The organism is Pseudomonas sp. WHRI 8519 (assembly GCF_040224055.2).
Taxonomy (GTDB): Bacteria; Pseudomonadota; Gammaproteobacteria; order Pseudomonadales; family Pseudomonadaceae; genus Aquipseudomonas; species Aquipseudomonas putida_X.
In genome coordinates this window covers 621,237-647,673 of sequence record NZ_CP167996.1, presented here as the reverse complement: position 1 = coordinate 647,673, position 26,437 = coordinate 621,237, and the positions used below count along the sequence as shown (strand labels likewise).

Annotated in this window: 26 protein-coding genes; 7 read left to right on the top strand and 19 right to left on the bottom strand. The window is 62.8% G+C overall.

Features of this window, described 5'->3' with window-relative positions; genetic code table 11:
- Position 1: 1 nt before the first annotated feature.
- The 12 genes from lipA to ABRP30_RS02935 all read right to left on the bottom strand — a co-directional run bounded on the left by lipA (position 2) and on the right by ABRP30_RS02935 (position 11,437).
- Positions 2 to 1,018, bottom strand: coding sequence for a lipoyl synthase (lipA, locus tag ABRP30_RS02990; protein ID WP_027592615.1), 1,017 nt, complete (start codon positions 1,016 to 1,018; stop codon positions 2 to 4).
- Positions 1,019 to 1,020: 2 nt separating this feature from the next.
- The gene (gene lipB / locus ABRP30_RS02985) at positions 1,021 to 1,668 is read right to left on the bottom strand and encodes a lipoyl(octanoyl) transferase LipB (RefSeq protein WP_241803944.1); all 648 of its coding nucleotides are present in this window, start codon (positions 1,666 to 1,668) and stop codon (positions 1,021 to 1,023) included.
- The gene (locus ABRP30_RS02980) at positions 1,668 to 1,943 is read right to left on the bottom strand and encodes a DUF493 domain-containing protein (RefSeq protein WP_012312556.1); all 276 of its coding nucleotides are present in this window, start codon (positions 1,941 to 1,943) and stop codon (positions 1,668 to 1,670) included. The genes lipB and ABRP30_RS02980 overlap by 1 nt, the downstream gene beginning before the upstream one ends.
- Before the next feature lie 72 nt (positions 1,944 to 2,015).
- Positions 2,016 to 3,176 (bottom strand): D-alanyl-D-alanine carboxypeptidase family protein, encoded by a 1,161-nt coding sequence (locus tag ABRP30_RS02975; RefSeq protein ID WP_349975236.1) that lies wholly within the window; start codon positions 3,174 to 3,176, stop codon positions 2,016 to 2,018.
- A gap of 309 nt (positions 3,177 to 3,485) precedes the next feature.
- Positions 3,486 to 4,484, bottom strand: a complete 999-nt coding sequence (locus ABRP30_RS02970; protein ID WP_267820715.1) for a septal ring lytic transglycosylase RlpA family protein — start codon at positions 4,482 to 4,484, stop codon at positions 3,486 to 3,488.
- The gene (mltB, locus tag ABRP30_RS02965; RefSeq protein ID WP_267820713.1) at positions 4,484 to 5,494 is read right to left on the bottom strand and encodes a lytic murein transglycosylase B; all 1,011 of its coding nucleotides are present in this window, start codon (positions 5,492 to 5,494) and stop codon (positions 4,484 to 4,486) included. The genes ABRP30_RS02970 and mltB overlap by 1 nt, the downstream gene beginning before the upstream one ends.
- Before the next feature lie 17 nt (positions 5,495 to 5,511).
- Positions 5,512 to 6,615 (bottom strand): rod shape-determining protein RodA, encoded by a 1,104-nt coding sequence (rodA, locus tag ABRP30_RS02960; protein ID WP_349975280.1) that lies wholly within the window; start codon positions 6,613 to 6,615, stop codon positions 5,512 to 5,514.
- A gap of 38 nt (positions 6,616 to 6,653) precedes the next feature.
- Entirely contained in the window at positions 6,654 to 8,543 is a 1,890-nt protein-coding gene (gene mrdA / locus ABRP30_RS02955) for a penicillin-binding protein 2 (RefSeq protein ID WP_267820711.1), read from the bottom strand.
- A gap of 16 nt (positions 8,544 to 8,559) precedes the next feature.
- Positions 8,560 to 9,027: a 23S rRNA (pseudouridine(1915)-N(3))-methyltransferase RlmH gene (rlmH, locus tag ABRP30_RS02950; RefSeq protein WP_008090421.1), complete on the bottom strand. Its 468-nt coding sequence runs from the start codon at positions 9,025 to 9,027 to the stop codon at positions 8,560 to 8,562.
- Between the two features lie 9 nt (positions 9,028 to 9,036).
- Positions 9,037 to 9,459, bottom strand: coding sequence for a ribosome silencing factor (rsfS, locus tag ABRP30_RS02945; RefSeq protein ID WP_267820707.1), 423 nt, complete (start codon positions 9,457 to 9,459; stop codon positions 9,037 to 9,039).
- Positions 9,460 to 9,504: 45 nt separating this feature from the next.
- A complete protein-coding gene (gene nadD / locus ABRP30_RS02940) occupies positions 9,505 to 10,197 on the bottom strand; it encodes a nicotinate-nucleotide adenylyltransferase (RefSeq protein ID WP_241803951.1) in 693 nt (230 codons plus the stop codon).
- The gene (locus ABRP30_RS02935; RefSeq protein WP_267820703.1) at positions 10,166 to 11,437 is read right to left on the bottom strand and encodes a glutamate-5-semialdehyde dehydrogenase; all 1,272 of its coding nucleotides are present in this window, start codon (positions 11,435 to 11,437) and stop codon (positions 10,166 to 10,168) included. Before ABRP30_RS02935 ends, nadD begins: the two co-directional genes overlap by 32 nt.
- Before the next feature lie 204 nt (positions 11,438 to 11,641).
- On the opposite strand from ABRP30_RS02935, the gene ABRP30_RS02930 reads away from it, so the two are divergent.
- Positions 11,642 to 12,334: a DNA-3-methyladenine glycosylase gene (locus ABRP30_RS02930; protein ID WP_267820701.1), complete on the top strand. Its 693-nt coding sequence runs from the start codon at positions 11,642 to 11,644 to the stop codon at positions 12,332 to 12,334.
- Between the two features lie 3 nt (positions 12,335 to 12,337).
- A complete protein-coding gene (locus tag ABRP30_RS02925) occupies positions 12,338 to 13,654 on the top strand; it encodes a bifunctional DedA family/phosphatase PAP2 family protein (protein WP_267820699.1) in 1,317 nt (438 codons plus the stop codon).
- Between the two features lie 173 nt (positions 13,655 to 13,827).
- Here ABRP30_RS02925 and ABRP30_RS02920 read toward each other — a convergent pair whose 3' ends face one another.
- The 3 genes from ABRP30_RS02920 to ABRP30_RS02910 are packed head-to-tail and all read right to left on the bottom strand — an operon-like array spanning position 13,828 to position 15,503.
- Complete coding sequence (locus tag ABRP30_RS02920; protein WP_267820697.1) at positions 13,828 to 14,418, bottom strand: LON peptidase substrate-binding domain-containing protein; 591 nt, start codon at positions 14,416 to 14,418, stop codon at positions 13,828 to 13,830.
- A gap of 9 nt (positions 14,419 to 14,427) precedes the next feature.
- The gene (locus ABRP30_RS02915) at positions 14,428 to 15,144 is read right to left on the bottom strand and encodes an LrgB family protein (RefSeq protein WP_349975235.1); all 717 of its coding nucleotides are present in this window, start codon (positions 15,142 to 15,144) and stop codon (positions 14,428 to 14,430) included.
- Positions 15,141 to 15,503, bottom strand: coding sequence for a CidA/LrgA family protein (locus ABRP30_RS02910; RefSeq protein WP_267820693.1), 363 nt, complete (start codon positions 15,501 to 15,503; stop codon positions 15,141 to 15,143). The genes ABRP30_RS02915 and ABRP30_RS02910 overlap by 4 nt, the downstream gene beginning before the upstream one ends.
- 144 nt (positions 15,504 to 15,647) lie before the next feature.
- On the opposite strand from ABRP30_RS02910, the gene ABRP30_RS02905 reads away from it, so the two are divergent.
- The 3 genes from ABRP30_RS02905 to ABRP30_RS02895 all read left to right on the top strand — a co-directional run bounded on the left by ABRP30_RS02905 (position 15,648) and on the right by ABRP30_RS02895 (position 18,602).
- Positions 15,648 to 16,103, top strand: coding sequence for a MaoC family dehydratase (locus tag ABRP30_RS02905; RefSeq protein ID WP_241803958.1), 456 nt, complete (start codon positions 15,648 to 15,650; stop codon positions 16,101 to 16,103).
- 93 nt (positions 16,104 to 16,196) lie between these two features.
- A complete protein-coding gene (locus ABRP30_RS02900) occupies positions 16,197 to 17,930 on the top strand; it encodes a C13 family peptidase (protein WP_267820691.1) in 1,734 nt (577 codons plus the stop codon).
- A 27-nt stretch (positions 17,931 to 17,957) separates the two neighbouring features.
- Positions 17,958 to 18,602, top strand: coding sequence for an oxidoreductase (locus tag ABRP30_RS02895; RefSeq protein ID WP_012312540.1), 645 nt, complete (start codon positions 17,958 to 17,960; stop codon positions 18,600 to 18,602).
- A gap of 46 nt (positions 18,603 to 18,648) precedes the next feature.
- Here the strand turns inward: ABRP30_RS02895 and ABRP30_RS02890 are convergent, their stop codons facing one another.
- The 4 genes from ABRP30_RS02890 to ABRP30_RS02875 form a co-directional block, all read right to left on the bottom strand.
- Positions 18,649 to 18,936, bottom strand: coding sequence for a YceK/YidQ family lipoprotein (locus tag ABRP30_RS02890; RefSeq protein WP_267820689.1), 288 nt, complete (start codon positions 18,934 to 18,936; stop codon positions 18,649 to 18,651).
- Complete coding sequence (ubiX, locus tag ABRP30_RS02885; RefSeq protein ID WP_039603651.1) at positions 18,933 to 19,562, bottom strand: flavin prenyltransferase UbiX; 630 nt, start codon at positions 19,560 to 19,562, stop codon at positions 18,933 to 18,935. Before ubiX ends, ABRP30_RS02890 begins: the two co-directional genes overlap by 4 nt.
- Positions 19,559 to 20,908 (bottom strand): UDP-N-acetylmuramate:L-alanyl-gamma-D-glutamyl-meso-diaminopimelate ligase, encoded by a 1,350-nt coding sequence (mpl, locus tag ABRP30_RS02880; RefSeq protein WP_267820686.1) that lies wholly within the window; start codon positions 20,906 to 20,908, stop codon positions 19,559 to 19,561. The genes ubiX and mpl overlap by 4 nt, the downstream gene beginning before the upstream one ends.
- A 66-nt stretch (positions 20,909 to 20,974) precedes the next feature.
- Positions 20,975 to 22,942, bottom strand: a complete 1,968-nt coding sequence (locus ABRP30_RS02875) for a sigma-54-dependent Fis family transcriptional regulator (protein WP_349975234.1) — start codon at positions 22,940 to 22,942, stop codon at positions 20,975 to 20,977.
- 256 nt (positions 22,943 to 23,198) lie between these two features.
- On the opposite strand from ABRP30_RS02875, the gene ABRP30_RS02870 reads away from it, so the two are divergent.
- Together ABRP30_RS02870 and eat are read left to right on the top strand one after the other, a co-directional pair.
- Positions 23,199 to 24,719, top strand: coding sequence for an aldehyde dehydrogenase family protein (locus ABRP30_RS02870; RefSeq protein ID WP_267820682.1), 1,521 nt, complete (start codon positions 23,199 to 23,201; stop codon positions 24,717 to 24,719).
- A 242-nt stretch (positions 24,720 to 24,961) separates the two neighbouring features.
- On the top strand, positions 24,962 to 26,410 hold the full coding sequence (gene eat / locus ABRP30_RS02865; RefSeq protein WP_241803964.1) for an ethanolamine permease: 1,449 nt from the start codon (positions 24,962 to 24,964) through the stop codon (positions 26,408 to 26,410).
- Positions 26,411 to 26,437 lie beyond the last annotated feature (27 nt).

Here is a 26,437-nt window from a genome sequence, read left to right as displayed (position 1 = left end):
ATCAGAGCTTGATCTTGGCTTCGTGAGCCTGCTGGTCGGCATGGTAGGACGAACGCACCAACGGGCCCGATGCGACGTTCTTGAAGCCCATCTTGTAGCCTTCCTCGGCAAACCAGGCAAAGGTGTCTGGGTGCACGAAACGCTGCACTGGCAGGTGGCTGCGCGACGGCTGCAGGTACTGGCCGAGGGTGAGCATGTCGATGTCATGCTCACGCATGCGGTGCATCACTTCGATCACTTCTTCGTCCGTCTCGCCCAGGCCGAGCATCAGCCCCGACTTGGTCGGTACGTGCGGCACCATCTGCTTGAACTTCTGCAGCAGGTCCAGCGACCAGTCGTAGTCCGAACCAGGGCGTGCGGCCTTGTACAGGCGCGGGACGGTTTCAAGGTTGTGGTTGAACACATCCGGCGGCTCTTGCGCGGTGATCTCCAGCGCCACATCCATCCGGCCACGGTAATCCGGCACCAGGGTTTCCAGCTGTACGCCCGGCGACAGCGCGCGGATCTCGCGGATGCAGTCGGCGAAATGCTGAGCACCACCGTCACGCAGGTCATCGCGGTCCACCGAGGTGATCACGACGTACTTCAGGCGCAGGTCGGCGATGGCGACAGCCAGGTTTTTTGGTTCATCGAGGTCCAGCGGTTTCGGCCGGCCGTGGCCGACATCGCAGAACGGGCAGCGCCGGGTGCAGATGTCGCCCATGATCATGAAGGTGGCAGTACCACCGGAGAAGCACTCACCCAGGTTCGGGCAAGAGGCCTCTTCGCAGACGCTGTGCAGCTTGTGCTTGCGCAGCAGTTGCTTGATGCGGTCTACCTCGGGGGAAACCGGGATACGCACGCGGATCCAGTCGGGTTTCTTCGGCAGCTCATCGGTAGGGATGATCTTCACAGGGATGCGCGCCACCTTGTCGGCACCACGCAGCTTGACCCCAGCTTCCACCTTCTTCGGCGCGGGGCGCGGGGTGGCATCCTGGGTGGGTATCAGGTTCGGCACGGCTTCTTGCACAGTTGTCATATTCAGTCGATTCCGCCCGTCAGGGTCGTCTGCTCAGCATAGTCGAGGTGCTTGACCAGCTGTCCGCGCAGCCTTGTCCTGACCTCGTCGAGTTCGATCGGGCCTGCCAGGTCACGCAGCTGGGTCATGGCCAGCCCCGCATACCCGCAGGGGTTGATTCGGCGGAATGGCGCAAGGTCCATGTCCACGTTCAGAGCAAGGCCGTGAAAAGAACGGCCATTGCGGATTCGCAGGCCGAGGGAGGCGATTTTCGCTCCGTCGACATAGACACCCGGCGCATCGGGCTTGGCCGCCGCGTTGACACCGTAACTGGCAAGCAGCTCGATCAGCGTCTGCTCGATGCGGCTGACCAGTTCGCGTACACCAAAGCCCAGGCGGCGCACATCGAGCAGCAGGTAGGCCACCAGTTGCCCGGGGCCGTGGTAGGTCACCTGGCCCCCTCGATCGGTCTGCACCACCGGAATATCGCCCGGTACCAGCAGGTGCTCGGCCTTGCCGGCCTGGCCCTGGGTGAACACCGCGGGGTGCTCTACCAGCCAGACTTCGTCCTGGCTGTCTGGGCTACGCTGCTCGGTGAAGCGACGCATGGCTTGCAGCACCGGTTCATAGGGCTGCAGGCCAAGCTCGCGAAAACCGAGGCGAAGGGACATCAGAGCACCATTTTCACGATGCCGGTCGCACGCAGGGCGCTGTTTATATCGTGCAGCTGATTTTCGCTCTCGGCAACGATATGCAACTGGACCGTGGTGTACTTGCCTTCCTTGCTCTGGCGCTCGGCCAGCGTGGCAAGGTCGACTTTGGCATGCTTGCTCAGTACCTCGATCACCATGTCCTTGAAGCCGACAACGGTGTCGCCGATGACCTTGATCGGGTAATCGGCGCAGGGGAATTCGATCTTGTGCGACTTGACGTCAGGTTCGCTCATGGCGGAAACGGCCTCGTAAGCCGTGGCAACAACAACGCCCCCGCAGGATTGCGGGGGCGTGCAGGTCACGTATCAGTTGAACAACCCGTAGAAGAATAGACGGATGCTATCCCACATACGACGGATGAAACCACCTTCCTCGAGGCCATCGAGGGCGATCAGGTCGGCGCTGTGAACCACGTTCTCGTCCAGTTTGACTTCCACTTTACCGATCACGTCACCTTTGGCGATCGGTGCGGTGAGCTGTGGGTTCATGGTCATCGAAGCCTGCAGGCGCTTCATCTGGCCTTTAGGCATGGTCAGGGTCAGGTCGTCGGCCAGGCCGGCTTTGACGATGCTGGTGGCGCCTTTCCAGACCGGGGCCTGGGTCAGTTCGGTGCCTTTCTGATAGAAGGTCTGGGTTTCGAAGAAGCGGAAGCCGTAAGTCAGCAGCTTCTGGGTTTCGGCAGCACGGGACTGCTCGCTGTTGGTGCCGAACACCACCGCAATCAGGCGCTGACCGTCGCGTACGGCCGAAGCCACCATGCAGTAGCCGGCTTCTTCGGTGTGGCCAGTCTTCAGGCCATCGACCGTCTTGTCACGCCACAGCAGCAGGTTGCGGTTTGGCTGCTTGATGTTGTTCCAGAAGAACTCTTTCTGCGAGTAGATCGCGTAGTGGGCCGGGTCGACGTTGATGATCGCGCGCGCCAGGATGGCCATGTCGTGGGCCGAGGAGTAGTGGTCCGGGTGCGGCAGGCCGGTCGGGTTCATGAAGTGGCTGTTGGACATGCCCAGCTCGGCGCCGGTCTTGTTCATCATGTCGGCGAAGGCATCTTCGCTGCCAGCGATGTGCTCGGCCAAGGCGACCGATGCGTCGTTGCCGGACTGGATGATGATGCCATGCAGCAGGTCACTGACGGTGACCTGGCTACCGACCTTGATGAACATGCGCGAACCACCGGTGCGCCAGGCGTTCTCGCTGACGGTGACCGGGTCGTTCTCGCCGATCTGACCACGGCGGATGTCCAGGGTGGCGATGTAGGCGGTCATCAGCTTGGTCAGGCTGGCCGGCGGCAGGCGCTCGTCGCCGTTGTTTTCGACCAGCACATTGCCGCTGGACGCGTCCATGAGTACGTAGGACTTGGCTGCCAGTTGCGGTGGTGCCGGCATCATCTGCTCTACCGCAAAGGCAGCAGGCGTGATCATCAGCAGTACGGGCAGGCAAAGTCGTTTGGCAAGGTTGGTGATGTTCATCCGTCTCTCGAAAATCGCTAATGGTCTGAGATGTTCCCTGGGCCACATCGTGTGCCCAGCGCCAGTCAGTCTAGTTTTTGCGGCTCAGGGCCGAGCCCTCGACGTGCGGCTTTATGTCGCTGCGGGCAAAAGCCGACATTGTACATGGCCGCGCGCGGCAATTCATGACAAAACAGACAGCTAGAGCTGCAAGCTGCAAGCTCCAAGCTCCAAGCTGTAAGCTGTGAGCCAGGGCGACGCGCACCGGGCTTCTTCTTGCAGCTTGCAGCTTAAAGCTTGCAGCTCGAAGCTTGCAGCTCGCACCCGCGGTCAGTCTGTGACCAGCTTGGCCTGGCCAAGGTTCGCCAGGCGAATGCTGTCCTGCGCCTGTTGGATTTCGCCCTGGCTGCTGATCGGCCCGAGGCGTACGCGGTGCAGGGTCTGCTGGTTACGCACGATGGAGCTGATGAACACCGGCGCGCTGACCATGGTGCTCAGCTTCGAGCGCAACAGCTCGGCGGCGTCCGGGTTGGCGAAAGCGCCCACCTGCAAGAAGCTGCCACCGTTGCCTGCCGGCACATTGTTGCCACCCACCTGCACAGGCACTACCGGCGCCGCGTGTTGCTGCGCCGGCGGCGACCATTGCTCGACACGCCCGGTGCTGGCGGCAATCGCCTGAGTCGGGGCTGCCTGAGGCTCTTTGAGCATCAAGGGCGGCTGCTGGCCACGCTCGGCCCACCATTTCTGCGGGTCGATGCCTTCGACCCGCACGTGCGCGGTACCGTTCTCGGCATAGCCGAGCTTCTTGGCAGCGGCATAGGACAGGTCGATGATGCGGTCGGAGTAGAACGGGCCACGGTCATTGACCCGCAAGATCACGCTGCGCCCGTTGGCAAGGTTGGTCACCCGCACGTAGGCCGGCAGCGGCAGGGTCTTGTGGGCTGCGCTCATGCCATAAAGGTCATAAAGCTCACCGTTGGCGGTGTTCTGCCCGTGGAACTTGGTGCCGTACCACGAGGCAGTACCTTCGGCGCGGTAGTTGCGGAAGTCCTGCATGGGGTAGTAGGTCTTGCCCAGCACCGTGTAAGGGTTAGCCTTGTAGTTGCCGGTGTGCACGGTCGGCGTCGCGTCCGGGATCTTGTTCACATCCACGTCCCACCACGGCGCACCGTCCTTGTGAGCACGGTTGATATCCAGGCCGGGCTGCGCACGAACCACATTGCCGCTTTTCTGTGGGGTCGGCCGGCTGGAGGAGCAACTGACCAGCAGCATGCCGACGGCCATGCAGGCCAGCAACTTGAAGGTATTGGCAGATTTCATTGCGCGCATTACTTGACGCCCCGTGCTTGGACCAGCTGTTCCGAAAGCTGATGCACCGCCATGGCATACATCACGCTGCGGTTGTAGCGAGTGATCGCGTAGAAATTCTTCAGGCCCATCCAGTATTCAGGGCCGTTTGCGCCTTCCAGCCGGAAGGCGGTCACTGGCAGATCACCGCGCAACGCATCATGACTCGACCAGCCAAGCGCCTGCAACTGTGCGACGGTCTTCACCGGCTCGATGCCCGTGGTCAGGCCTTCGTCCGCGCGCGCGCCACTGACCTGGGCCCGGCTGACCACGCCCTGCCCGGCCACCCAGCCGTGCTCTTTGAAATAGCTGGCGACACTGCCGATGGCATCGTCGGGGTTGTTCCAGATATTGATGTGGCCATCGCCATCGAAGTCCACCGCGTAGTTGCGAAAGCTGCTCGGCATGAACTGCGGCAGGCCCATGGCACCGGCGTATGAGCCTTTGAGTGTCAGCGGGTCGAGCTGCTCTTCGCGCGCCAGCAGCAGGTATTCACGCAGCTCCTTGCGGAAGAACTCGGCGCGCGGCGGGTAATCGAAGCCCAGGGTCGACAAGGCATCGATCACACGGTAGTTACCAGTGTTGCGGCCAAAAAAGGTTTCCACGCCGATGATCGCGACAATGTACTGCGCCGGTACGCCGTACACCTGCTCCGCCCGGGCCAGCACCGCTTCATGCTGGCGCCAGAAGTCCACACCGCGGGCGATGCGCGCGTCGGTGATGAACATCGGCCGGTAATCCTTCCACGGTTTTACCCGCTCGGCCGGCCGCGATATGGCGTCGAGGATCGATTGCTTGCGCTGCACCTCGCGGAACACGCCCATCAACTGCTCGCTGGCAAAGCCGTAGTCGCGGCTCATCTGGCCGACGAATTCGGCCACCTCAGGCGAGCCGTCGTAATCGCCGGCATGGGCCTGCTGGACAGCGGCGAACAGGCCCACCGCGCCGACCCACGGCGCAAAACGGGCAGCCCAGTTACGCACTGCTTGCATCAAATTCTTCACCTTTTTCAAACCTGTGCGATCCATTTACGGTGCGTATGGATCGACATCAAAACGCCAAACGCTGACAGCAGCGTCACCAACGAAGTTCCGCCATAGCTGATAAAGGGCAGCGGCACGCCCACCACGGGCAAGAGGCCGCTGACCATACCGATATTGACGAACACATAGACAAAGAAGGTCATGGTCAGGCTGCCTGCCAGCAGCTTGCCGAACAGAGTCTGCGCCTGAGCGGTGATCATCAGCCCACGCCCGATCAGCAAGAGGTAAACGATCAGCAGCAGGCAGATGCCGACCAACCCGAATTCTTCGCCGAGCACGGCGATGATGAAGTCGGTATGGCTCTCTGGAAGGAAGTCCAGGTGCGACTGGGTGCCCAGTAGCCACCCCTTGCCGAACACACCACCTGAGCCGATGGCGGCCTTGGACTGGATGATGTTCCAGCCGGTGCCCAGCGGGTCGCTTTCAGGGTCGAGGAACGTCAGCACGCGCTGTTTCTGGTAGTCGTGCATGACGAAGAACCACATGGCCACCGCCACAGGCACGGTCGCCGCCAGCACGCTCAGGATCCAGCGCCAGCGCAGGCCGCCCATGAACAACACGAAGGCGCCGGAGGCAAGGATCAGCAACGCCGTACCCAAGTCCGGCTGGCGGACGATGAGAATGAACGGTACGCCAATCAGCACCAGGCTGATGGCCACGTGTTTCAGATGAGGCGGCAAGGTGCGTTTGGACAGGTACCAGGCGATGGTCGCGGGCATGATGATCTTCATGAACTCCGAGGGCTGGAAGCGGATTACCCCGGGTATGTTGATCCAGCGTGTGGCCCCCATGGCGTTATGGCCCATGACGTCCACCACGACCAACAGCAGCACGCCTGTGAGATAGGCAAGAGGCACCCAGCGCGCCATGAAGCGTGGTTCAAGCTGGGCGATGACGAACATCGACACCAGCCCGATACCGAATGAAGTGGCCTGCTTGACCAGCAAGTCCCAGTTCTTGCCGCTGGCAGAATAGAGCACGAACAGGCTGCCGGCGGCGAGGGCCAACAGGATGACCAGCAAGGGGCCGTCGATGTGGATGCGCTGCAGGAAGCTGGCGCGTCGACGCATCACGTCCTCGCTGGAGAGCATGCGATCGAAATTGTTCTTCACGGGGCCGTTTCCTGGGCGACAGTGGCAGGAGCGAACTCGGACTTGAGCCGGCCGTTCTCGTCGAGCAGCCAGGCGTCCATGATCTGCCGCACCACGGGTGCGGCGACACCGGAGCCGGACTCGCCGTTCTCGACCATCACCGACACCACGATCTTAGGATCGTCGGCCGGGGCGAAGGCGACGAACAACGCGTGGTCGCGGTGGCGCTCCTGAATTTTGTTGCGGTCGTATTTCTCGCCCTGCCTGATCGCGACCACCTGCGCGGTACCGCTCTTGCCGGCAATGCGGTACTGGGCACCGGCCGCAGCCTTGCGCGCGGTACCGCGGGCGTTGTGCATCACCTGCTCCATGCCGTGGGTGACCTTGGCCCAGTCGGACTTGTCACGCAGGATGATGTTTTCCATCGGGTTCGGGTCCACGGGCGGCTGACCTTCGATGGTCTTGGCCAGGTGCGGACGGTTCCAGACGCCCTTGTTGGCGATCAGCGCGGTGGCCTGGGCCAGTTGCAGCGGTGTTGCCTGCATATAGCCCTGGCCGATGCCCAGAATCAGGGTTTCACCGGGGAACCAGGCTTGGCGGCGGGTGGCGCGTTTCCATTCACGCGACGGCATCAGCCCGGCCGACTCCTCGAACATGTCCAGGGCAACCTTCTGCCCGATGCCGAACTTGTTCATGTAGGTAGACAGCCGATCGATGCCCATCTTGTGGGCAAGATCGTAGAAATAGGTGTCATTGGAGCGCATGATTGCGGTATCCAGGTCGACCCAGCCATCACCACTGCGGTTCCAGTTACGGTACTTGTGATCGTAGTTGGGCAGTTGGTAGTAGCCCGGGTCGAACACCCGACTGCCGGCATTGACCACACCGCTGTCCAGGCCGGCAATGGCAACCGCCGGCTTGATGGTCGAGCCGGGCGGGTACAAGCCGCGCAGCACGCGGTTGAACAGCGGCCGGTCGATCGAGTCGCGCAACTCGGCGTAGGCCTTGAAACTGATGCCGGTGACGAACAGGTTGGGGTCGAAGCTCGGCTGACTGACCATTGCCAACACTTCGCCGCTACGCGGGTCGAGCGCTACCACCGCACCACGGCGCCCACCCAAGGCGGCTTCGGCAGCTTCCTGCAACTTGATGTCCAGGCTCAGCACGATGTCCTTGCCAGGTTTTGGGTCGGTACGCTTGAGCACCCGCAGCACGCGCCCGCGGGCGTTGGTCTCGACTTCCTCGTAACCGACCTGGCCATGCAGCTCGTCTTCGTAAAAGCGCTCGATGCCGGTCTTGCCGATATGGTGGGTGCCGCTGTAGTTCACCGGGTCGAGGCTTTTAAGCTCTTTCTCGTTGATCCGCCCGACATACCCTACCGAATGGGCGAAATGCGCGCCTTGCGGATAATGCCGCACCAACTGGGCGACCACTTCGACGCCAGGCAAGCGGAACTGGTTGACCGCCACGCGGGCAATCTGCTCTTCGTTCAGCTCGAACAGGATCGGCACGGGCTCGAAGGGGCGTCGCCCCTGCCTCATGCGCTTCTCGAACAGCGCACGATCGTCGGCCGTCAGCTCCAGCACTTCGACGATCGTATCCAGCACTTGCTGCCAATTGCCGGCCCGTTCGCGGGTCATCGACAAGCTGAAGCTGGGCCTGTTGTCGGCGATGATCACCCCATTGCGATCGAAAATCAGCCCGCGGGTCGGCGGGATCGGTTGCACGTGCACCCGGTTGTTTTCCGACAGCGTCGAGTGGTAGTCGTACTGGATGATCTGCAGGTAGTACAGGCGTGCGATCAACACGCAGACAAGCAGCATGACCGCGACGGCGCCGACCACGACGCGGTTACGCACCAGGCGGGCGTCTTTCTCGTGGTCCTTGAGGCGGATCGGCTGCGACATCGGACTGCTTAATGGCTCATTTGTGGTAAGGGTGCCCGGACAACACGGTCCAGGCGCGGTAGATCTGCTCGCCGATGAGTATCCTTACCAACGGGTGCGGCAAGGTCAGCGGCGACAGCGACCAGCGTTGCTCGGCGCGCGCACAAACCTCAGGCGCCAGCCCTTCCGGGCCGCCCACCATCAAATTCACCGTACGCGAGTCCAGCCGCCAGCGGTCCAGCTCGGTAGCCAGTTGCTCGGTACTCCAGGGCTTGCCGTGAACCTCGAGGGTGACGATGCGCTCCCCCGGCTGCACCTTGCTCAGCATGGCCTCACCCTCCTGACGAATCAGGCGGGCGACGTCGGCATTCTTGCCTCGGGTATTGAGCGGAATTTCCACCAGCTCCAGCGACAGCTCCTGGGGCAGGCGCTTGGCATATTCATGCCAGCCTTCCTCGACCCACTTGGGCATGCGCGAGCCGACCGCGATCAGGCGCAGACGCACGACGCTTCCTTATTCCCGGTCTTTGAGCTTGTCGGTGAAGTAGTCGCTGGCGTTTTCCGGGCTGTGGTGCTTGGCATCGGCGGCACGGCTCTGCTCGGCACCCAGCCACAGGCGCTCCAGGTCGTAGAACTGGCGGGCAGCGGCGGTCATCATATGCACGATGACGTCGTTCAGGTCCAGCAGTACCCAGTCGCTGTCGCCCTTGCCTTCTTCGCCCAGCGGCTGTGCACCTTCTTTCTTGACCGCTTCACGGACCTTTTCCAGCATCGCGTTGATCTGGCGATTGGAGGTACCCGTGGCAATGATCATGTAGTCGGTCAGGCTGTGCTTGTCGCGAACGTCGATGACCTGGATATCCTGGGCCTTGACGTCTTCCAGCGCGCTGATGGTCAGTTTGACCAGGTCTTCGCCGTTGATTTTCTGCTTGCTCATATAAAACTCGTTCAACTCGTTGGATGAGGCGCCCACAGGGCACCGTCAGTTAGGCGCACGATACAGTTCATGCGCCTCGATGTAGGCCAGTACGGCGTCCGGCACCAGGAACCTCACCGACCTGCCGCTGGCCAGCAGCTGTCGGATCTGTGTAGCCGACACCGCAAGCGGTGTCTGCCAGACGAACGAAATACTACCCGCCGGGCCGGACATGGCGGTGGGATCGCTCTCCGAGCGCGCGGCCAACAGGTTGCGCAGCTCGTCAGGGGGTTCAACGTCGGCATCCGGGCGTTGCAGCACCAGGATGTGACAGTGTTGCAGCAGCTCTTCCCAGCGGTGCCAGCCAGGCAAGCCGCAGAAGGCATCCCAGCCCAGCACCAGAAACAGCTGGTCATCCGCGCCCAGTTCGGCGCGGACCGACTCCAGCGTATCGATGGTGTAGGACGGTTTATCGCGCTCAAGCTCACGGGCATCGACGCTCAGGCGCTCGACACCTTGCACGGCCTCACGCACCATCGCCAAGCGGTCTTCGGCGGCCACTTGCGGGGTGTCGCGGTGCGGCGGCCGCGCATTGGGCAACAGGCGCAGCTCTTCCAGCCCCATGAACTCGGCCACCTCGAGCGCGCTGCGCAGGTGGCCGATGTGCACGGGGTCGAAAGTACCGCCAAGAATGCCGATGCGCCGGACTGCCTGGGCCTTGCTCAACTCAGCAGGACTCCTGGCCGCGCAGCTGGCCATCGCCGATCACTACGTACTTCTCGCACGTCAGGCCTTCCAGGCCGACCGGCCCGCGGGCATGCAGCTTGTCGGTGGAAATGCCGATTTCCGCGCCCAAACCGTACTCGAAGCCGTCGGCAAAGCAGGTCGGGGTGTTGAGCATCACCGAAGCCGAGTCCACCTCGGCCATGAACTGGCGGGCCTGGCCCTGGTGTTCGGTAATGATCGAATCTGTGTGGTGCGAGCCATAGTGGTTGATGTGCTCGATCGCCTGCTCCAGCCCGTCGACCACCCGAATCGACAACACGGCGTCGAGGTACTCGGTGTGCCAGTCGTCTTCGCTGGCCGGCTTGGCCGCGATCAGCTCACAGGTACGCGCGCAGCCGCGCAGTTCGACGCCTTTTTCCTGGAAGCGGCGGGCCATTTCCGGCAAGAAGCCTTGAGCCACACGCTGGTCGACCAGCAGGGTTTCCATCGCACCGCAAATACCGTAACGGTACGTCTTGGCGTTGAAAGCGACACGCCAGCCCTTGTCCAGGTCGGCATGCTCGGCGACGTAGACGTGGCAGATACCGTCCAGGTGCTTGATCACGGGCACGCGGGCATCGCGGCTGATGCGTTCAATCAGGCCGCGGCCACCCCGGGGCACGATGACATCGACGAACTCAGGCATGCTGATCAGCGCGCCAACCGCCTCACGGTCGGTGGTCTCGACCACCTGCACCACGGCGGCCGGCAGGCCGGCCTCTGCCAGGCCACGCTGAATGCAGGTGGCGATGGCGCGGTTGGAGTGAATGGCCTCGGAGCCGCCGCGCAGGATGGTGGCGTTGCCGGACTTCAGGCACAGGCTGGCGGCGTCGATGGTCACATTGGGGCGCGACTCATAGATGATTCCGATCACCCCCAGTGGCACGCGCATCTTGCCGACCTGGATACCCGACGGGCGATAGCTCATGTCGCGGATGGCGCCGACCGGGTCCGGCAGGTTGGCCACCTGGCGCAGGCCGGTGATCATGCCGTCGATACGCGCAGAGGTCAGGGCCAGGCGGTCGAGCAGGGCAGGCTCCAGGCCATTGGCACGGCCGGCGGCCAGGTCCTGTTCGTTGGCTGCGGCAAGCTCGGCACGCGCGGCGTCCAGTGCATCGGCAGCAGCCTGCAGGGCGCGGTTTTTCTGCGCAGTGCTGGCGCGGGCGATCACCCGGGAGGCCTGGCGAGCGGCGCGACCCAAACGGGTCATGTAGTCAAGAACGGACTCAGTCATGGGTTCGGTGTCTTGGCGAAGGGGAAATCGGCTGATTATAACTGCCGCGCAGGTATACGCCCAGCGGCGGGTGGCGGATGGTAGAAAATGGCAGACAAGAATCTGTAGGAAAGATGTAACCGCTCTTATCGAACTGTCTTGGTTCAGCCTCGATTAAGCCAATCATTGCTATCATCCGCGCCTACACCACCACGAATCGCCAGCATGCCAGACACGCCTCCCTGCCCTGCCCGCGCCTTGCCCGACAGCTTCTTCGACCGGGACGCCCAGGTCTTGGCCAAAGCCCTGCTCGGCAAAGTCATCCGCCATCGGCACGGCGACCTGTGGCTGGCCGCTCGGATCATTGAAACCGAGGCCTATTACCTGACCGACAAGGGCAGCCATGCCTCGCTTGGCTACACAGAGAAACGCCGGGCGCTGTTTCTAGATGGCGGGCATATCTACATGTATTACGCCCGCGGAGGCGACTCGCTCAATTTCAGCGCACACGGCCCGGGCAATGCAGTGCTCATCAAGTCGGCCTACCCCTGGGTGGACGCCCTTTCCGATGCCAACAGCCTGGCGCAAATGCAGTTGAACAACCCCGACGCCAGCGGCAAGCTGCGCCCAGCCGAACGCCTGTGTGCCGGCCAGACACTGCTCTGCCGGGCGTTGGGCCTGAAGGTGCCGCAGTGGGATGGCCAGCGCTTCGACCCTGAACGCCTGTACGTGGAGGATTGTGCGATCGCCGTACCCAAAGTGGTCCAGGCCGCGCGCCTGGGTATCCCCCATGGCCGCGATGAGCACCTGCCGTACCGTTTCATCGACGCCGAATACGCCCGCTTCTGCACCCGGAACCCGCTGCGCCGGGGCCAAGTCGAAGGGCAAGACTATTTCATTCTCGAACAAGGAAGCTGAACCATGGGCCAATGGCTCGACAGCCTGACCGGCTGGCTCAGCGCTAACCCGCAGTGGCTTGGCGTGGCAATTTTCCTGGTGGCCTGCATCGAATGCCTGGCCATCGCGGGCATCATCGTGCCGGGTACGGTACTGCTGTTCGCCGTCGCGGTATTGGCCGGCAGCGGGACTTTCAGCCTGGGCGAAACATTGCTGCTGGGGTTCCTCGGTGGCCTGCTCGGTGACGCCCTGTCGTACACGATCGGCAAGTACTTCCACCAGAACATCCGCCGCCTACCCCTGTTACGCCACCACCCGGAATGGATCGGCAGCGCTGAAACGTACTTCCAGCGCTACGGCATCGCCAGCTTGCTGGTTGGCCGTTTCATCGGCCCGCTGCGGCCGATGCTGCCGATGGTCGCGGGCATGTTCGACATGCCGTTGCCGCGTTTCATCGCGGTCAGCGTGCTGGCCGGTGCCGGCTGGTCGGTCGCCTACCTGTTGCCGGGCTGGGCTACCGGGGCGGCCATGCGCCTGCCATTGCCGGAAGGGTTCTGGCTGGATGCAGGCATCATCGCTGGCTCGTTGGCAGTGCTGATCGGGCTGAGCCTGAACAGCAGCGTGCGCGACCAGCGCCACGGGACGCGGCTGATCGCCGGCTTGAGCTTTGTGGCGTTGGCCGGTGTGTTTCTGGGGTGGCCGTATTTTCACGAGTTCGACCAGGGCGTGATGACCCTGGTGCAGGAGCATCGCAGCCAAGCGGTGGACGGCACCATGGTGCTGGTGACCCGCTTGGGCGATTTCCGCACCCAGTTTTTCCTGGGCGGGCTGCTCACCGGCCTGCTGCTGCTCGCCCGGCAGTGGCGGCACGCACTGTTCGCCGGCGGCGCCTTGATGGGTACGGCCATTGCCAATGGCTCGCTGAAATGGCTGTTCGCCCGGGCGCGACCGGAAATACTGACTGACCCCTTGACCAGTTACAGCATGCCCAGCGGGCACAGCTCGGCGTCGTTTGCGTTCTTTCTGGTAATAGCCGTGCTGGCCGGGCGGGGCCAGCCGCCACGCTTGCGCCTGACCTGGATCATGCTGGGGTGCATTCCGGCACTGGCGATTGCCCTGTCGCGCGTGTACCTGGGAGCGCATTGGCCGACCGACATTCTGGCCGGGGCCTTGCTGGCCTGCTGCGTCTGCGCGCTCAGCCTGACGCTGGTGCAACATCGCCAGCCGCTCAATGCATTGCCACAGCGGGTGTGGTGGCTGGTACTACCGGCGTGTATCGCGCTGTTGGCCTTTTTTGCCCTGTACGCGCTGCCGCTGGCCCTGGAGCGTTATCAATACTGAGGTTGGCTGGGCGGCCCCATCGCCGGCAAGCCGGCTCCCACCGGGATCGCGCCAGCTCTTGGAAGTTGAGCAAGCCAGTCGCTGCCACAGGTAAAGCGCAGGCCCGAAGAGCTGCGCGGTCGTGGTGGGAGCCGGCTTGCCGGCGATAGGGCCATGAAAGCAACCCGCCTCGATCAGGCAAACAACTCACCCTGAATCCGCTCCAGCAGCCTCTGGATTTCCGCCAGCCGCTCCGACGGCGAGTCGATCGCCAGCAAGTCCAGCTTGTCCTCCTCCATGAACGGCAGCAGATAAGCCAGCTGGTTGGCCAGTGCCTGGCGCCCCGCGACATCACGAGGCATGTCCAGTGCCTCGACCATCGGGTGCTCACCCAACGCCACCAGCAGGGCCAGCAGGTCATCGTCCTGATCGGTCAGCGGGCTGTCCGCCTGCTCCGCCAGCCAACTCACCTCACCCAGCAGCAACTGGTCTTTCTGCACTTCGGTCTGGCTCAGTTCGAAGCGCCGCACACCTTCGACCCGAATACCCAGCAGACCATTGTCCTGCTGAACAAAATCACGGATCAGCGCCTCGCACCCGATCGATGCCACCACAGGTGGCGCCTTACCGACCTGCTCGCCTTCGACGATGCACACCACACCAAAGCCTGTGCCCTGCTTCATGCAGCGGCCAATCATGTCCAGGTAGCGGGCTTCGAATATCTGCAAATCCAGCAGGCAACCGGGAAACAACACAGTATTGAGGGGAAACAGCGGTAGCGTCATCACAACTCCTCAAGCCACCAGGCTGACCGCCAACGGCAGGAACACCGCCGTGGCCACCCCCATCAGGCTCATCGCCAGTGCGGCAAAAGCGCCACACTCGTCACTTTCCTGCAAGGCCACCGAGGTACCCACCGCATGCGCGGTCACCCCCAGGGACATGCCGCGCGCCTCGGGGCTATGCACGCCAAAACGGCTCAACAACGCCGGGCCGAAGATGGCCCCGATCACCCCGGTGATCAACACGAACACCGCCGCCAGCGCCGCCACACCACCCATTTGCTCGGCCACGAGCATGGCAATCGGTGAGGTCACCGATTTCGGCGCCATGGTCATCAGGATCATATGTTCAGCGCCGAACCACCAGCCCAGCAACAGGCAGCAGAGCGTAGCGAACAGGCCTCCGATTACCAGCGTAGTAAATGTCGGCCAGAACAGCTGACGGATACGCCGCAGGTTCAGGTAGAGCGGCACGGCCAACGCCACCGTGGCCGGCCCCAGCAGGATGTTCATGATCTCGGTGCTCTTGCGGTACTCGCGGTAGTCGATACCACAGACCAGCAATACACCGATCACCAAGATCATCGACACGAGTACCGGCTGCAGGAAAATCCAGCGTGTTTTCTCGTAGGCGGCCAGCACGAGCTGGTAGGCCCCCAGCGTGATACCAATGCCAAACAGCGGATGGTGGACAACCGCATCGAGCGCGCCCTGCCAGTCGAGGATCATGGCTGCTCCCCGCGCTTGCCCTGGCGATGCATGAGTTTCTGCATCAGTACACCAACAAACACTATGGTGGCCAGGCAGGAGATCAGAAGAGCGCCGGCGATCGCCCAGAAGTCTGCAGCGATAGCCTTGGCATACACCATCACACCGACGGCTGGCGGTACCAACAGTAGCGGCAGGTAGCGCAACAGGCTGCTCGCTGCCTCGTTCAAGGGCTTGCCGACCTCACCGCGGGCCATGAGGAACAACAACAAGAGCAACAGACCAATGATCGGCCCGGGCAGTATCGGCACCAACAGATGATTGAGCGCCGTACCCAGCAGCTGGAACAGCACCAGCCAGGTCAAACCACGCAGCAGCATAAGGATCTCCTTTGGGCATGCCGGCCATTATAAGCACGCGCAAGCCTATGGGCAGGCATTCGCCACGATGCTGGCAACTTGACTGTCATTGCGCACCGTGCTGATCTTGCACTCTCGTACCAAATGACAACCTGGAGAGTCGCGATGCCCTATGTACCGGTTACCGAGCTTTCGCAGTACGTTGGAAAGGAACTGGGACGTTCCGACTGGCTGAAGATCGACCAGCAACGCATCAACCTGTTCGCCGAAGCCACGGGCGATTTTCAATTCATCCATGTCGACCCTGACAAAGCGGCCAAGACACCGTTTGGCTGCACCATTGCCCACGGTTTCCTGACCTTGTCGCTGATTCCGAAGCTGATGGAAGACATCCTGGTGCTGCCTGAAGGCCTGAAGATGGTGGTCAACTACGGGCTCGACAGCGTGCGGTTCATTCAGCCGGTGAAAGTCGACAGCAAGGTGCGCCTGAAGGTGGACCTGGGTGAGGTGATCGAGAAGAAACCTGGGCAGTGGTTGCTCAAGGCTACCGCGACACTGGAGATCGAAGGTGAGGACAAGCCGGCCTATATCGCCGAGCCGCTTTCGCTCTGCTTCGTCTGATCGTTTTCGGGGCCGCCACGCGGCCCCTGCCATGGCTGTCTCATCCGCCCCATTGTGCGGCATACTCGGCATAACTTTTGCCCGGATTCGGCCATGCGTGCTCTGTTACCTCTCACCCTTACCCTGATGCTCGCTGCCTGTGGCGATGGCGAATCGCTGTTGCCACCGGACGCGCGCCTGCCCGACGGCGGTCGCTACAGGGGCCAGGTAGTCGACGGCCTGCTGCAAGGCGAAGGGCGCATCGACTACCCCAACGGCAGCTGGTACGCCGGCGGGTTCAAGGATGGCCAGTGGCAGGGTCAGGGCGAGTGGCATGGCAGCAATGGCGAAATCTATCGTGGCCAGTTCGCTGCCGGCCTGTTCCAGGGCATGGGCGATCTGACCACCCCCGGCAGCCATTATGCCGGCACCTTCAGCCACGGCCGACGTGACGGCGAAGGCACGCTCAAGCAGGCCGACCAGACCTACCGCGGCCAATTCAAGGACGATCAGTACCATGGCGCGGGCGAACTCGAACTCGCCGATGGCAGCCGTTACCAGGGCGAGTTCGCCAGAGGCAAGCCCAACGGTGCCGGCGTACGCAGCGATGCCAGCGGCAATCAGTTCAGCGGCCGCTTCGTCGACGGTCTGTTGCAGGGCAGCGGCACCTACGAAAGCGTCGATGGCGAGCAATATATCGGCGAGTTCAAGGACAATCGCCTGGAAGGTCGTGGCCGCTATGAAAACGCCGAAGGCGATGTGTGGATTGGCGAGTTCAAGGACGGTTCGCTGCTTGGCGAAGGGGAAATGCTCGGCAGCGATGGCAGCCACTACAAGGGCAGCTTCGTCGACTGGCGCCTGGCCGGCCAGGGCAGCCTGCAACTGCCCGATGGCAGCCACTATGTCGGCGGCTTCGAAAACGATGCCTACCAGGGCCGGGGCAAACTGACCCTGGCCAGTGGCAAGGTGCAAAGCGGTTACTGGGTCAATGGTGTGCGGGTTCGCGACCACAACGGCAAATTGCTTCCCGACCCGCTGGAACTGGCGCTGCTCAATCAGGGCAAGCTGCTGGAGCAGGCGCTGGCCCGCGTACCGCGCTCCACGCCGCCGATTGAGCTGTATAGCCTGGTGGTCGCGGGTGACGGCCAACAGAGTGTGTTTCTGCGCGAGGCCGACTACGTTAGCAATCTGTTGAAGGTGCGGTTCGGCGCCCATGGCCAGATCACCCTGGTCAACCACCGCGACCAGATGTCCTCAAGGCCCATGGCAACCCGCGAGAACCTTACCCGCGCCGCCCGCACACTGGCCGAGCGCACCGGCCCGCAGGACCTGGTGTTCATCTACCTGACCAGCCATGGCAGCCAGGACCACCAGTTGGTCTTCGACCAGCCACGCCTGCAGCTGGCCGACCTGTCCGCCGACGAACTGGCCGGCGCCCTGGCGCCGCTCAAGGAACGCGACAAGGTAATCGTCATCTCCGCCTGCTATTCCGGGGGCTACATCGCCCCGCTCAAAGATGAGCGGACAATCATCATGACGGCCGCTCGGGCCGACAGGGTGTCATTCGGCTGCTCGGAAGAGGCTGATTTCACCTATTTCGGCGAGGCTCTGTTCGCCCAGGCGCTGAACCAGACCGACGACCTCGAACAAGCGTTTGAACTGGCGCGCAGCAGTGTTGCCGAACGGGAGAAGCGGGAAGGTTTCGAAGCCTCCGAGCCACAGATCTGGGCACCGCCAACCGTACTGGCACATTGGCAACGCCTGCGCCAGCAGCAAGCTGAAAAAGCCTTACGCAATGCCGCACAAGCGACTTCGCAGGGGCAGGAAAAAAGGCCCACCCCGCACTAGACTTGTGTGTAACACAGGAGAGACATCATGTACTTGACGCCTCAGCATGTCCTGCTTGCCGGAGCCACGGGCCTGACGGGTGAACACCTGCTTGACCGCCTGCTCAACGAGCCCACCATCAGCCGCGTTCTGGCACCCACCCGCCGCCCCTTGGCCGAACATCCACACCTGGAAAACCCGGTCGGCGACCCTGCGGTGTTTTTACCGCAGTTGGCCGGGCGCGTGGACATCGCTTACTGCTGCCTGGGGACTACCCTCAAGCAGGCCGGCTCCGAACAGGCGTTTCGCGCCGTCGACCTGGACATGGTGGTGGCCTTCAGCAAGCGGGCCCGGGAGATGGGGGCGCGCCACCTGCTGGTGGTCAGCGCGATCGGCGCCGACCCCAAATCGTCGATCTTCTACAACCGGGTCAAAGGCGAGATGGAAGAGGCACTCAAAGCGCAGGATTGGCCACAACTGACGATTGTCAGGCCTTCGCTGTTGCTGGGCGAGCGTATCGCACCGCGCTTGGGAGAGCGCCTGGCGTCGCCGTTTGCGCGGTTGATGCCGGGCAAGTATCGGGGGATCGAAGCCTGCACATTGGCGCGGGCGCTGTGGCGCCTGGCGCTGGAAGAAGAGGACGGGATTCGGGTTGTCGAGTCGGATGAACTGCGTAGATTGGGCAAGAAATAGCGCCCGCCTGTAAGGCCCTGTCACCGGCAAGCCGGTGCTGGGGCCATTACAGACCGCCAGTGGCCTGGAAACCGATCCCGGCAGCCGTCAGCAACGATAATGGCAGGAGCAGGGTATCGAGCAGCATGCTGCCTGGCAGGTCCAACCGCGGATACGCCGGCGCATGCGCCCCGAAATGGTCCTCTGAGCAACACCCGCCATTGATCACGTACAAGTCCAGCCGGGTGCCGGCATACACCACCGGGGCGCCCGGCTTGTTGGCATCCAGCGTCCGCACCGTGGCACAGCCGTCGAGCAGCAGGACGGCCAGCACGGCAGGCAGAGCCCGCCTCAATCGTCCGCCCCAAGATGATGTTCGCCCCAGCGCGGCAGCATGTCCTGTGGAATGTTCAGCAGGTTGAGAATGCGCGCCACGACGAAGTCGACCAGGTCATCGATGGTTTGTGGCTGGTGATAGAAGCCCGGCGCCGCCGGCAAGATCACTGCCCCCATCTGCGAGAGCTTGAGCATGTTCTCCAGATGGATGGTCGAAAATGGCGCCTCCCGCGGCACCAGGATCAGTTGGCGACGTTCCTTGAGGGTTACGTCGGCGGCACGTTCGATCAGGTTGTTGCAGGCCCCGGTGGCGATGGCCGACAGGGTACCGGTCGAGCACGGCACCACCACCATGGCCGCCGGTGCGCCGGAGCCCGAGGCCACCGGCGACATCCAGTCCTCCTTGCCATACACGCGGATCTGCCCATCGGCAGCGCCGGTGTACTCGGTGAGAAAGGCCTGCATGGCCTGCGGCTTGGGTGGCAGCAGTACGTCAGTCTCGGTGGACATCACCAATTGCGCGGCCTTGGAGATGAGAAAATGCACCTCACGGTCTTCGCGCACCAGGCAATCGAGCAGGCGCAAGCCATACTGCGCACCGGAGGCGCCGGTCATGGCCAGGGTGATGCGTTCCGGCCCGCTCATTTCAGGGCCTCGGCCAGCTTGCCGTGCAGGCCGCCAAAGCCGCCGTTGCTCATGATCACCACATGTGTGCCCGGCCGCGCCTGGCCCTTGACCCGCTCGATGATCGCCTCGAGGCTGTCGGCGACCACGCTTGGCACCTTGCACTGCGCTGCGGTCGCTGCCAAGTCCCAGCCCAGGTTGGCTGGCGCATACCAGACTACCTGGTCGGCATCATTGACGCTTTCTGGCAGGCCGTCACGGTGCGCGCCGAGCTTCATGGAGTTGGAACGAGGCTCGATGATGGCGATTACCGGCGCCTCGCCCACCCGCTTGCGCAGCCCGTCCAGGGTGGTGGCGATGGCCGTCGGATGGTGAGCGAAGTCGTCGTAGATGGTCACGCCCTGCACTTCTGCGACCTTCTCCATGCGCCGCTTGACGCTCTTGAACGCGCTCAGGCCATCAATGCCCATGGCCGGCACGACCCCCACATGACGGGCAGCGGCCAAGGTTGCCAACGCGTTGGCAACGTTGTGCTGGCCAGTCAGGCCCCAGTCCACGATGCCTTGTGCTTGCCCCTCGAACAGCACTTCGAAGCGCGAGCCGTCGGCACTGAGCAGGCGCGCCTGCCATTGGCCACCCTCGCCGGTGGTCTGTACTGGCGTCCAGCAGCCCATGCCGATTACCCGCTCCAGCGCCTGCTCTGTGGTCGGGTGGATCACCAAGCCTTCGCTCGGGATGGTGCGCACCAGATGATGGAACTGCCGCTCGATGGAGGCCAGGTCCGGGAAAATGTCCGCGTGGTCGAACTCTAGGTTGTTGAGAATGGCTGTGCGCGGATGGTAGTGCACGAATTTCGAGCGTTTGTCGAAGAAGGCGCTGTCGTATTCATCGGCTTCCACCACGAAGAACGGCGTATCGCCCAAACGTGCCGAGACCGAGAAGTTCTGCGGCACGCCGCCGATCAGGAAGCCAGGGCTCATGCCGGCATGCTCCAGGACCCAGGCCAGCATGCTGCTGGTAGTGGTCTTGCCGTGAGTACCGGCCACGGCCAGCACCCAACGCCCCTGCAGCACATGGTCGGCCAGCCACTGGGGGCCGGAGACGTAAGGCAGGCCTTTGTTGAGCACGTACTCCACTGCAGGGTTGCCCCGCGACATGGCGTTGCCGATCACTACCAGGTCAGGTGCCGGGTCCAGCTGGGCCGGGTCGTAGCCCTGAGTCAGCTCGATGCCCTGGGCCTGGAGCTGGGTACTCATCGGTGGATAGACGTTGGCGTCCGAACCGGTCACACGGTGGCCAAGCTCCTTGGCCAGCACCGCCAGCGAACCCATGAAAGTGCCGCAAATACCGAGAATATGAATATGCATGGTCGACCTCGCAAAACTTCGAGGCAGGGTAGCCCAGGGCGCGGGAAATCGCACCCGCTGTTTCGCTCAGACGCCCCTGGCGATGCCGTGTTTGCGCAGTTTTCGATACAAGGTATTGCGGCTGATATTCAAATGCTCGGCGACACGGGTGAGGTGCCAGCGGTTTGCCTCCAGTGTGGATAACAGGGCTTGGCGCTCGGCATCCTCCAACCGTGCCGGCCTCATCGCCGGCAAGCCGGCTTCCACAGGGGGAGCGCCAGCTTCTTGGGTGGTGCCAGCCTCTTGGGGGGCGCTGCAGCTTTTGCCTGCCTTTTTGAGGATCACGGCAGGAAGCTCGCCACACTCGATACGCCCGTGCTCACACAATGCCACCAGCGTACGCAGCACATTGCGCATCTGGCGCACATTGCCCGGCCAGGCATAATCCAGCAGCGCCTGGCGGGCGCTTGGGTCGATTTCGATGGCTTGGCCTTGCGCTTCCTGGCGCAACAGGAAATCCAGCAACTGAGCCTTGTCACTGCGTTCACGCACCGCCGGCATTGCCACTTCCAGGCCGTTGAGCCGGTAATACAGATCCTCGCGGAAGGTGCCTTGCTCCACCCGCTCCAGCAAATCTCGGTGGGTAGCACTGACGATGCGCACATCGACCGCTTGCGGCTCACCACCGATCGGCACCACCTGACGTTCTTCCAGCACCCGTAGCAGACGGGTCTGCAGCGCCAGCGGCATGTCACCGATCTCGTCGAGCAACAAGGTGCCGCCATCGGCCTGCAGCAGCTTGCCGCGCATGCCTTCCTTGCGCGCTCCGGTAAAACTGCCGCCGCGGTAACCGAACAGCTCACTCTCTATCAGGCTTTCGGGAATCGATGCGCAGTTGACTGCCACGAACGGTTTGCCGCGCCGTTGGCTAGCCTGGTGCACGGCCTGGGCAAAGGCTTCCTTGCCACAACCGGTCTCGCCCGACACCAGCAGTGGCACATCACGCTCGAACACCCGCAGCGCCCGCTGGAAATCACCCTGCAGCGCCGGGTCCATCAGGCAAATGCCCGGGGCCGCCTCGGGCCGGGCTTCGGGCAAACCAGCCGGCACCGCCCATACCGGCGCCTTAGCCTGCCCGCGCAAGCTGGCAAATACCTGGCGACCATCTCGTGCATACAGCGGCCAGGCCGGGCTGCCAGTGGGCATGGCGCGGCTGAAGAGCTCATCAGGGTTACAGGCAAAGAACATGTCCAGCGGCTTGCCCAGTACCCCGCCCCGGACGGTGCCCAACAGGTTGAGGGCGCTCTGGTTGGCCGCGCAGATACGGCCATCGGCGCCGAACGCCAGCAGCCCTTCGCTGAACAACCCCACCGACTCGGCCTGCAGGTGAAAGCGCAGCAGCCATTGCTGCTCGAAGTGGCGCAGGAAGTAACAACTCTCGATCATCTTTGCCGAAAGGTTGACCAGCGCCATGGTATGGAACTGGCTTTGACGCGAAACATCCGGCCTCGCCGAGGACACATCGAGCACTGCCAGCAGTTCGCCGTGAGGGTCGAATACCGGGCTGGCCGAACAGGTCAGCCCGGTGTGCCGGCCGCGAAAGTGTTCGTTCTGATGGATGGTCAGGGCCTGGCGCTCCACCAGGCAGGTGCCGATGCCGTTGGTGCCCTCGCGGGCTTCGCTCCAGTCAGCGCCCAACCACAACCCCGCACGTTCGAAGATGCGCCGTTCGCTGGGTGCAGTGACACAGTTGAGGATGACACCGCGCGCATCGGTCAGCAGCACCGCATGCCCGGCACCGGATAACTGCTGGTGCAGGCTGTTCATTTCACTGTCGGCGATTTTCAGCACCTGGTTCAGGCGCTCACGGCTTTCGAGCAGGCGGCCGTGCTCCAGCACAACCGGCGCGGCAAGCACCTCGGGATCCAGATGGTAGTCCTCCAGGCATCGCAGCCAGGATCGGGCAATGGACGGATCGCTGCCGGCCCCCCCGGCTTCGCCGTGGGCAACGGTATGCACTTGCTGGGCATGACGACTGAGGTGGTGGCTCTGCATTGGTTTTTGTTCTCCGCAGATAGAGCGTCCTGCCAGCATCCTCCACCCGCCCGGGCTTTGCAATCCACCGCAATCAAGCGTGTCGCAAACGGTACAAAGTGTCACCCAGCACGTGCCGTTCCCGGTACAGCGCCCGCTGCAGGCCCATCAAGAAATCGCGCAAGCCATTAATTCAACTAGCCCTCCCCACGCTGGCCCAACCTTTGCTCTACGCTTTCCAACTCCTCAACAAACACAATTAACCAGGAGACACACCATGCGTTATGCACATCCCGGTACCGAGGGCGCGAAGGTTTCCTTCAAGAGCCGCTACGGCAACTACATCGGTGGTGAATTCGTAGCTCCGGTCAAGGGGCAGTATTTCGACAACACCTCCCCGGTCAATGGCAAGCTGATCGCTGAATTCCCCCGCTCCACTGCCGAAGACATCGACAAGGCCCTGGACGCTGCCCACGCTGCCGCCGATGCCTGGGGCCGTACGTCGGTACAGGACCGCTCCAACGTTTTGCTGAAGATCGCCGACCGCATCGAGCAAAACCTCGAAGTGCTGGCCATCACCGAAACCTGGGACAACGGCAAGCCGGTCCGCGAAACCCTCAACGCCGACATCCCGCTGGCGGTCGATCATTTCCGCTATTTCGCCGGCTGCATACGCGCCCAGGAGGGCGGTGCCGCCGAGATCAACGAAAACACCGTGGCCTATCACATTCATGAGCCACTGGGCGTGGTCGGGCAGATCATCCCGTGGAACTTCCCGATCCTGATGGCCGCCTGGAAACTGGCACCGGCCCTGGCCGCTGGCAACTGCGTGGTGCTCAAACCAGCCGAGCAGACGCCGCTGGGCATCACCGTGCTGGTCGAGCTGATTGGCGACCTGCTGCCGCCCGGCGTGCTCAACGTAGTCCAGGGCTATGGCCGCGAGGCCGGCGAGGCGCTGGCCACCAGCAAGCGCATCGCCAAGATCGCCTTCACCGGCTCTACCCCGGTTGGCTCGCACATCATGAAGTGCGCCGCCGAGAACATCATCCCATCGACTGTCGAGCTGGGCGGCAAATCGCCGAACGTGTACTTCGAAGACATCATGCAGGCTGAGCCGAGCTTCATCGACAAGGCTGCCGAAGGCATGGTGCTGGCGTTCTTCAACCAGGGCGAGGTATGCACCTGCCCGTCACGCGCACTGGTGCAAGAGTCGATTTACCCGCAGTTCATGGAAGTGGTGATGAAGAAGGTGCTGCAGATCAAACGCGGCGACCCGCTCGACACCGACACCATGGTCGGCGCCCAGGCGTCGCAACAGCAGTTCGAGAAAATCCTGTCGTACCTGCAGATTGCCCAGGACGAGGGCGCCGAGCTGCTGACCGGCGGCAAGGTGGAGAAGCTGGAGGGGGCGTTGGCCACGGGTTACTACATCCAGCCGACGCTGCTCAAAGGCACCAACAAGATGCGCGTGTTCCAGGAAGAAATCTTCGGCCCGGTGGTCAGCGTCACCACTTTCAAGGACGAAGCTGAAGCACTGGCCATCGCCAACGACACCGAGTTCGGCCTTGGCGCCGGTGTATGGACCCGCGACATCAACCGCGCCTACCGCATGGGCCGCGGCATCAAGGCGGGCCGCGTATGGACCAATTGCTACCACCTGTACCCGGCACACGCCGCGTTCGGCGGTTACAAGAAGTCCGGCGTAGGCCGTGAAACCCACAAAATGATGCTCGACCACTACCAGCAAACCAAGAACCTGCTGGTGAGCTACGACATCAACCCGCTGGGCTTCTTCTAAGCGGCAAGCTGCAAGCTGCAAGCGGCAAGAAAAAGCGAGTACACCGCCGACCCGCTTTTTCTGAGCCGCAAGCTGCAAGCTGCAAGCTACAAGAAAAAGCGAGTACACCGCCGACCTGCTTTTTCTTGAGGCTTGCAGCTTGAAGCTTGAAGCTGCTTGAAGCCCCATGGCTCGCTTCCTGCAGTACCCATCACCAAGGGCCGGAACCCTTCCGGCCACCAAGAAAAAGAACAGGTGAAACTATGCCAAGCGATCAATCTTCCGGCACACCGGCAGGTGCTTCCGTCGATTTTGAAAAAGTCGGTTCGGACTACTTCCAGCAGCGTGAACTGAAAAAAGGGGCTGCCGGCTGGGTCCTGCTGGTGGGCCTGGGCGTCGCCTACGTGATCTCCGGCGACTATGCCGGCTGGAACTTCGGTCTTGCCCAAGGCGGCTGGGGTGGCATGTTCCTGGCCACCCTGCTGATGGCCACCATGTACTTGTGCATGTGCTTCTCGCTCGCCGAACTGTCCTCGATGATCCCAACCGCCGGAGGCGGCTACGGCTTTGCCCGTAGCGCCTTCGGCCCGTGGGGCGGCTTTCTGACAGGCACGGCGATCCTCATCGAGTACGCCATCGCGCCGGCAGCCATCGCGGTGTTCATCGGCGCCTACTGCCAGTCCCTGTTCGGCATCGGCGGCTGGATGATCTACCTGGCGTTCTACATCGTCTTTATCGGCATCCACATCTTCGGTGTGGGTGAAGCGCTGAAACTGATGTTCATCATCACCGCCATCGCCGCCATCGCCCTGGCTGTCTTCCTTGTGGGCATGGTGCCCCATTTTGATGCAGCGAACCTGTTCGACATCGCCCAGACCGACGCGGTTGGCGCCAGCAGCTTCCTGCCGTTCGGTTATGTCGGCGTGTGGGCGGCAATCCCGTACGCGATCTGGTTCTTCCTGGCGGTAGAAGGCGTGCCGCTGGCAGCCGAGGAAACCAAGAACCCGAAACGTGACCTGCCCCGTGGCCTGATTGGCGCCATGCTGGTGTTGCTGGCCTTTGCCCTGCTGATCCTCGTGGTAGGCCCGGGCGGTGCGGGCTCCGAAGCGCTCAAAGCCTCCGGTAACCCACTGGTAGAAGCGCTGTCCAAGGCGTATGGCGGCTCCACCTGGATGGGCGGCTTCGTCAACCTGGTTGGCCTGGCCGGCCTGATTGCCAGCTTCTTCTCCATCATCTATGCCTATTCGCGGCAGATCTTCGCACTTTCCCGCGCGGGCTACCTGCCGCGCAAACTGTCTGAAACCAACAAGAGCAAGGCACCGGTACTGGCCCTGATCATCCCCGGCATCATTGGCTTCGCCCTGTCACTGACCGGCCAGGGCGACCTGCTGATCCTGGTTGCGGTGTTCGGCGCGACGCTGTCTTATGTACTGATGATGGCCGCGCACATCACCCTGCGCATCCGCCGGCCCAAGATGGAACGCCCCTATCGCACCCCGGGTGGCATCTTCACCTCAGGCGTAGCCCTGGTGCTGGCCTGTATCGCCGTGGTCGCAGGCTTCCTGGTCGACCCACGGGTGGTGATTGGCGCTGCAGTGATCTATGCAGTATTGATTGCCTACTTTGCGTTCTACAGCCGCCACCACCTGGTGGCGGGCACGCCGGAAGAGGAATTCGCCGCGATCCAGAAGGCCGAAGAGGCCCTGCACTGATCGCCGACACCTGCCGCGGGTACGCCC

Coding starts and splice junctions, on each gene's coding strand:
- ABRP30_RS02910 (WP_267820693.1), bottom strand. CDS start 15,503: ATGCTGCTGCGTGGTTTGACCTGGCTGGTGCTGTTCCAGCTGCTGGGT.
- mltB (WP_267820713.1), bottom strand. CDS start 5,494: ATGCAAGCAGTGCGTAACTGGGCTGCCCGTTTTGCGCCGTGGGTCGGC.
- rodA (WP_349975280.1), bottom strand. CDS start 6,615: ATGCGTCGACGCGCCAGCTTCCTGCAGCGCATCCACATCGACGGCCCC.
- ABRP30_RS02905 (WP_241803958.1), top strand. CDS start 15,648: ATGCCCTATGTACCGGTTACCGAGCTTTCGCAGTACGTTGGAAAGGAA.
- nadD (WP_241803951.1), bottom strand. CDS start 10,197: ATGGCCAGCTGCGCGGCCAGGAGTCCTGCTGAGTTGAGCAAGGCCCAG.
- lipB (WP_241803944.1), bottom strand. CDS start 1,668: ATGTCCCTTCGCCTCGGTTTTCGCGAGCTTGGCCTGCAGCCCTATGAA.
- mrdA (WP_267820711.1), bottom strand. CDS start 8,543: ATGTCGCAGCCGATCCGCCTCAAGGACCACGAGAAAGACGCCCGCCTG.
- ABRP30_RS02920 (WP_267820697.1), bottom strand. CDS start 14,418: ATGACGCTACCGCTGTTTCCCCTCAATACTGTGTTGTTTCCCGGTTGC.
- ABRP30_RS02915 (WP_349975235.1), bottom strand. CDS start 15,144: ATGATCCTCGACTGGCAGGGCGCGCTCGATGCGGTTGTCCACCATCCG.
- mpl (WP_267820686.1), bottom strand. CDS start 20,908: ATGCATATTCATATTCTCGGTATTTGCGGCACTTTCATGGGTTCGCTG.
- eat (WP_241803964.1), top strand. CDS start 24,962: ATGCCAAGCGATCAATCTTCCGGCACACCGGCAGGTGCTTCCGTCGAT.
- ABRP30_RS02970 (WP_267820715.1), bottom strand. CDS start 4,484: ATGCGCGCAATGAAATCTGCCAATACCTTCAAGTTGCTGGCCTGCATG.
- ABRP30_RS02895 (WP_012312540.1), top strand. CDS start 17,958: ATGTACTTGACGCCTCAGCATGTCCTGCTTGCCGGAGCCACGGGCCTG.
- lipA (WP_027592615.1), bottom strand. CDS start 1,018: ATGACAACTGTGCAAGAAGCCGTGCCGAACCTGATACCCACCCAGGAT.
- rsfS (WP_267820707.1), bottom strand. CDS start 9,459: ATGAGCAAGCAGAAAATCAACGGCGAAGACCTGGTCAAACTGACCATC.
- ABRP30_RS02870 (WP_267820682.1), top strand. CDS start 23,199: ATGCGTTATGCACATCCCGGTACCGAGGGCGCGAAGGTTTCCTTCAAG.
- ABRP30_RS02975 (WP_349975236.1), bottom strand. CDS start 3,176: ATGAACATCACCAACCTTGCCAAACGACTTTGCCTGCCCGTACTGCTG.
- ABRP30_RS02925 (WP_267820699.1), top strand. CDS start 12,338: ATGGGCCAATGGCTCGACAGCCTGACCGGCTGGCTCAGCGCTAACCCG.
- ABRP30_RS02935 (WP_267820703.1), bottom strand. CDS start 11,437: ATGACTGAGTCCGTTCTTGACTACATGACCCGTTTGGGTCGCGCCGCT.
- ABRP30_RS02875 (WP_349975234.1), bottom strand. CDS start 22,942: ATGCAGAGCCACCACCTCAGTCGTCATGCCCAGCAAGTGCATACCGTT.
- ABRP30_RS02930 (WP_267820701.1), top strand. CDS start 11,642: ATGCCAGACACGCCTCCCTGCCCTGCCCGCGCCTTGCCCGACAGCTTC.
- ABRP30_RS02980 (WP_012312556.1), bottom strand. CDS start 1,943: ATGAGCGAACCTGACGTCAAGTCGCACAAGATCGAATTCCCCTGCGCC.
- ubiX (WP_039603651.1), bottom strand. CDS start 19,562: ATGAGCGGGCCGGAACGCATCACCCTGGCCATGACCGGCGCCTCCGGT.
- ABRP30_RS02900 (WP_267820691.1), top strand. CDS start 16,197: ATGCGTGCTCTGTTACCTCTCACCCTTACCCTGATGCTCGCTGCCTGT.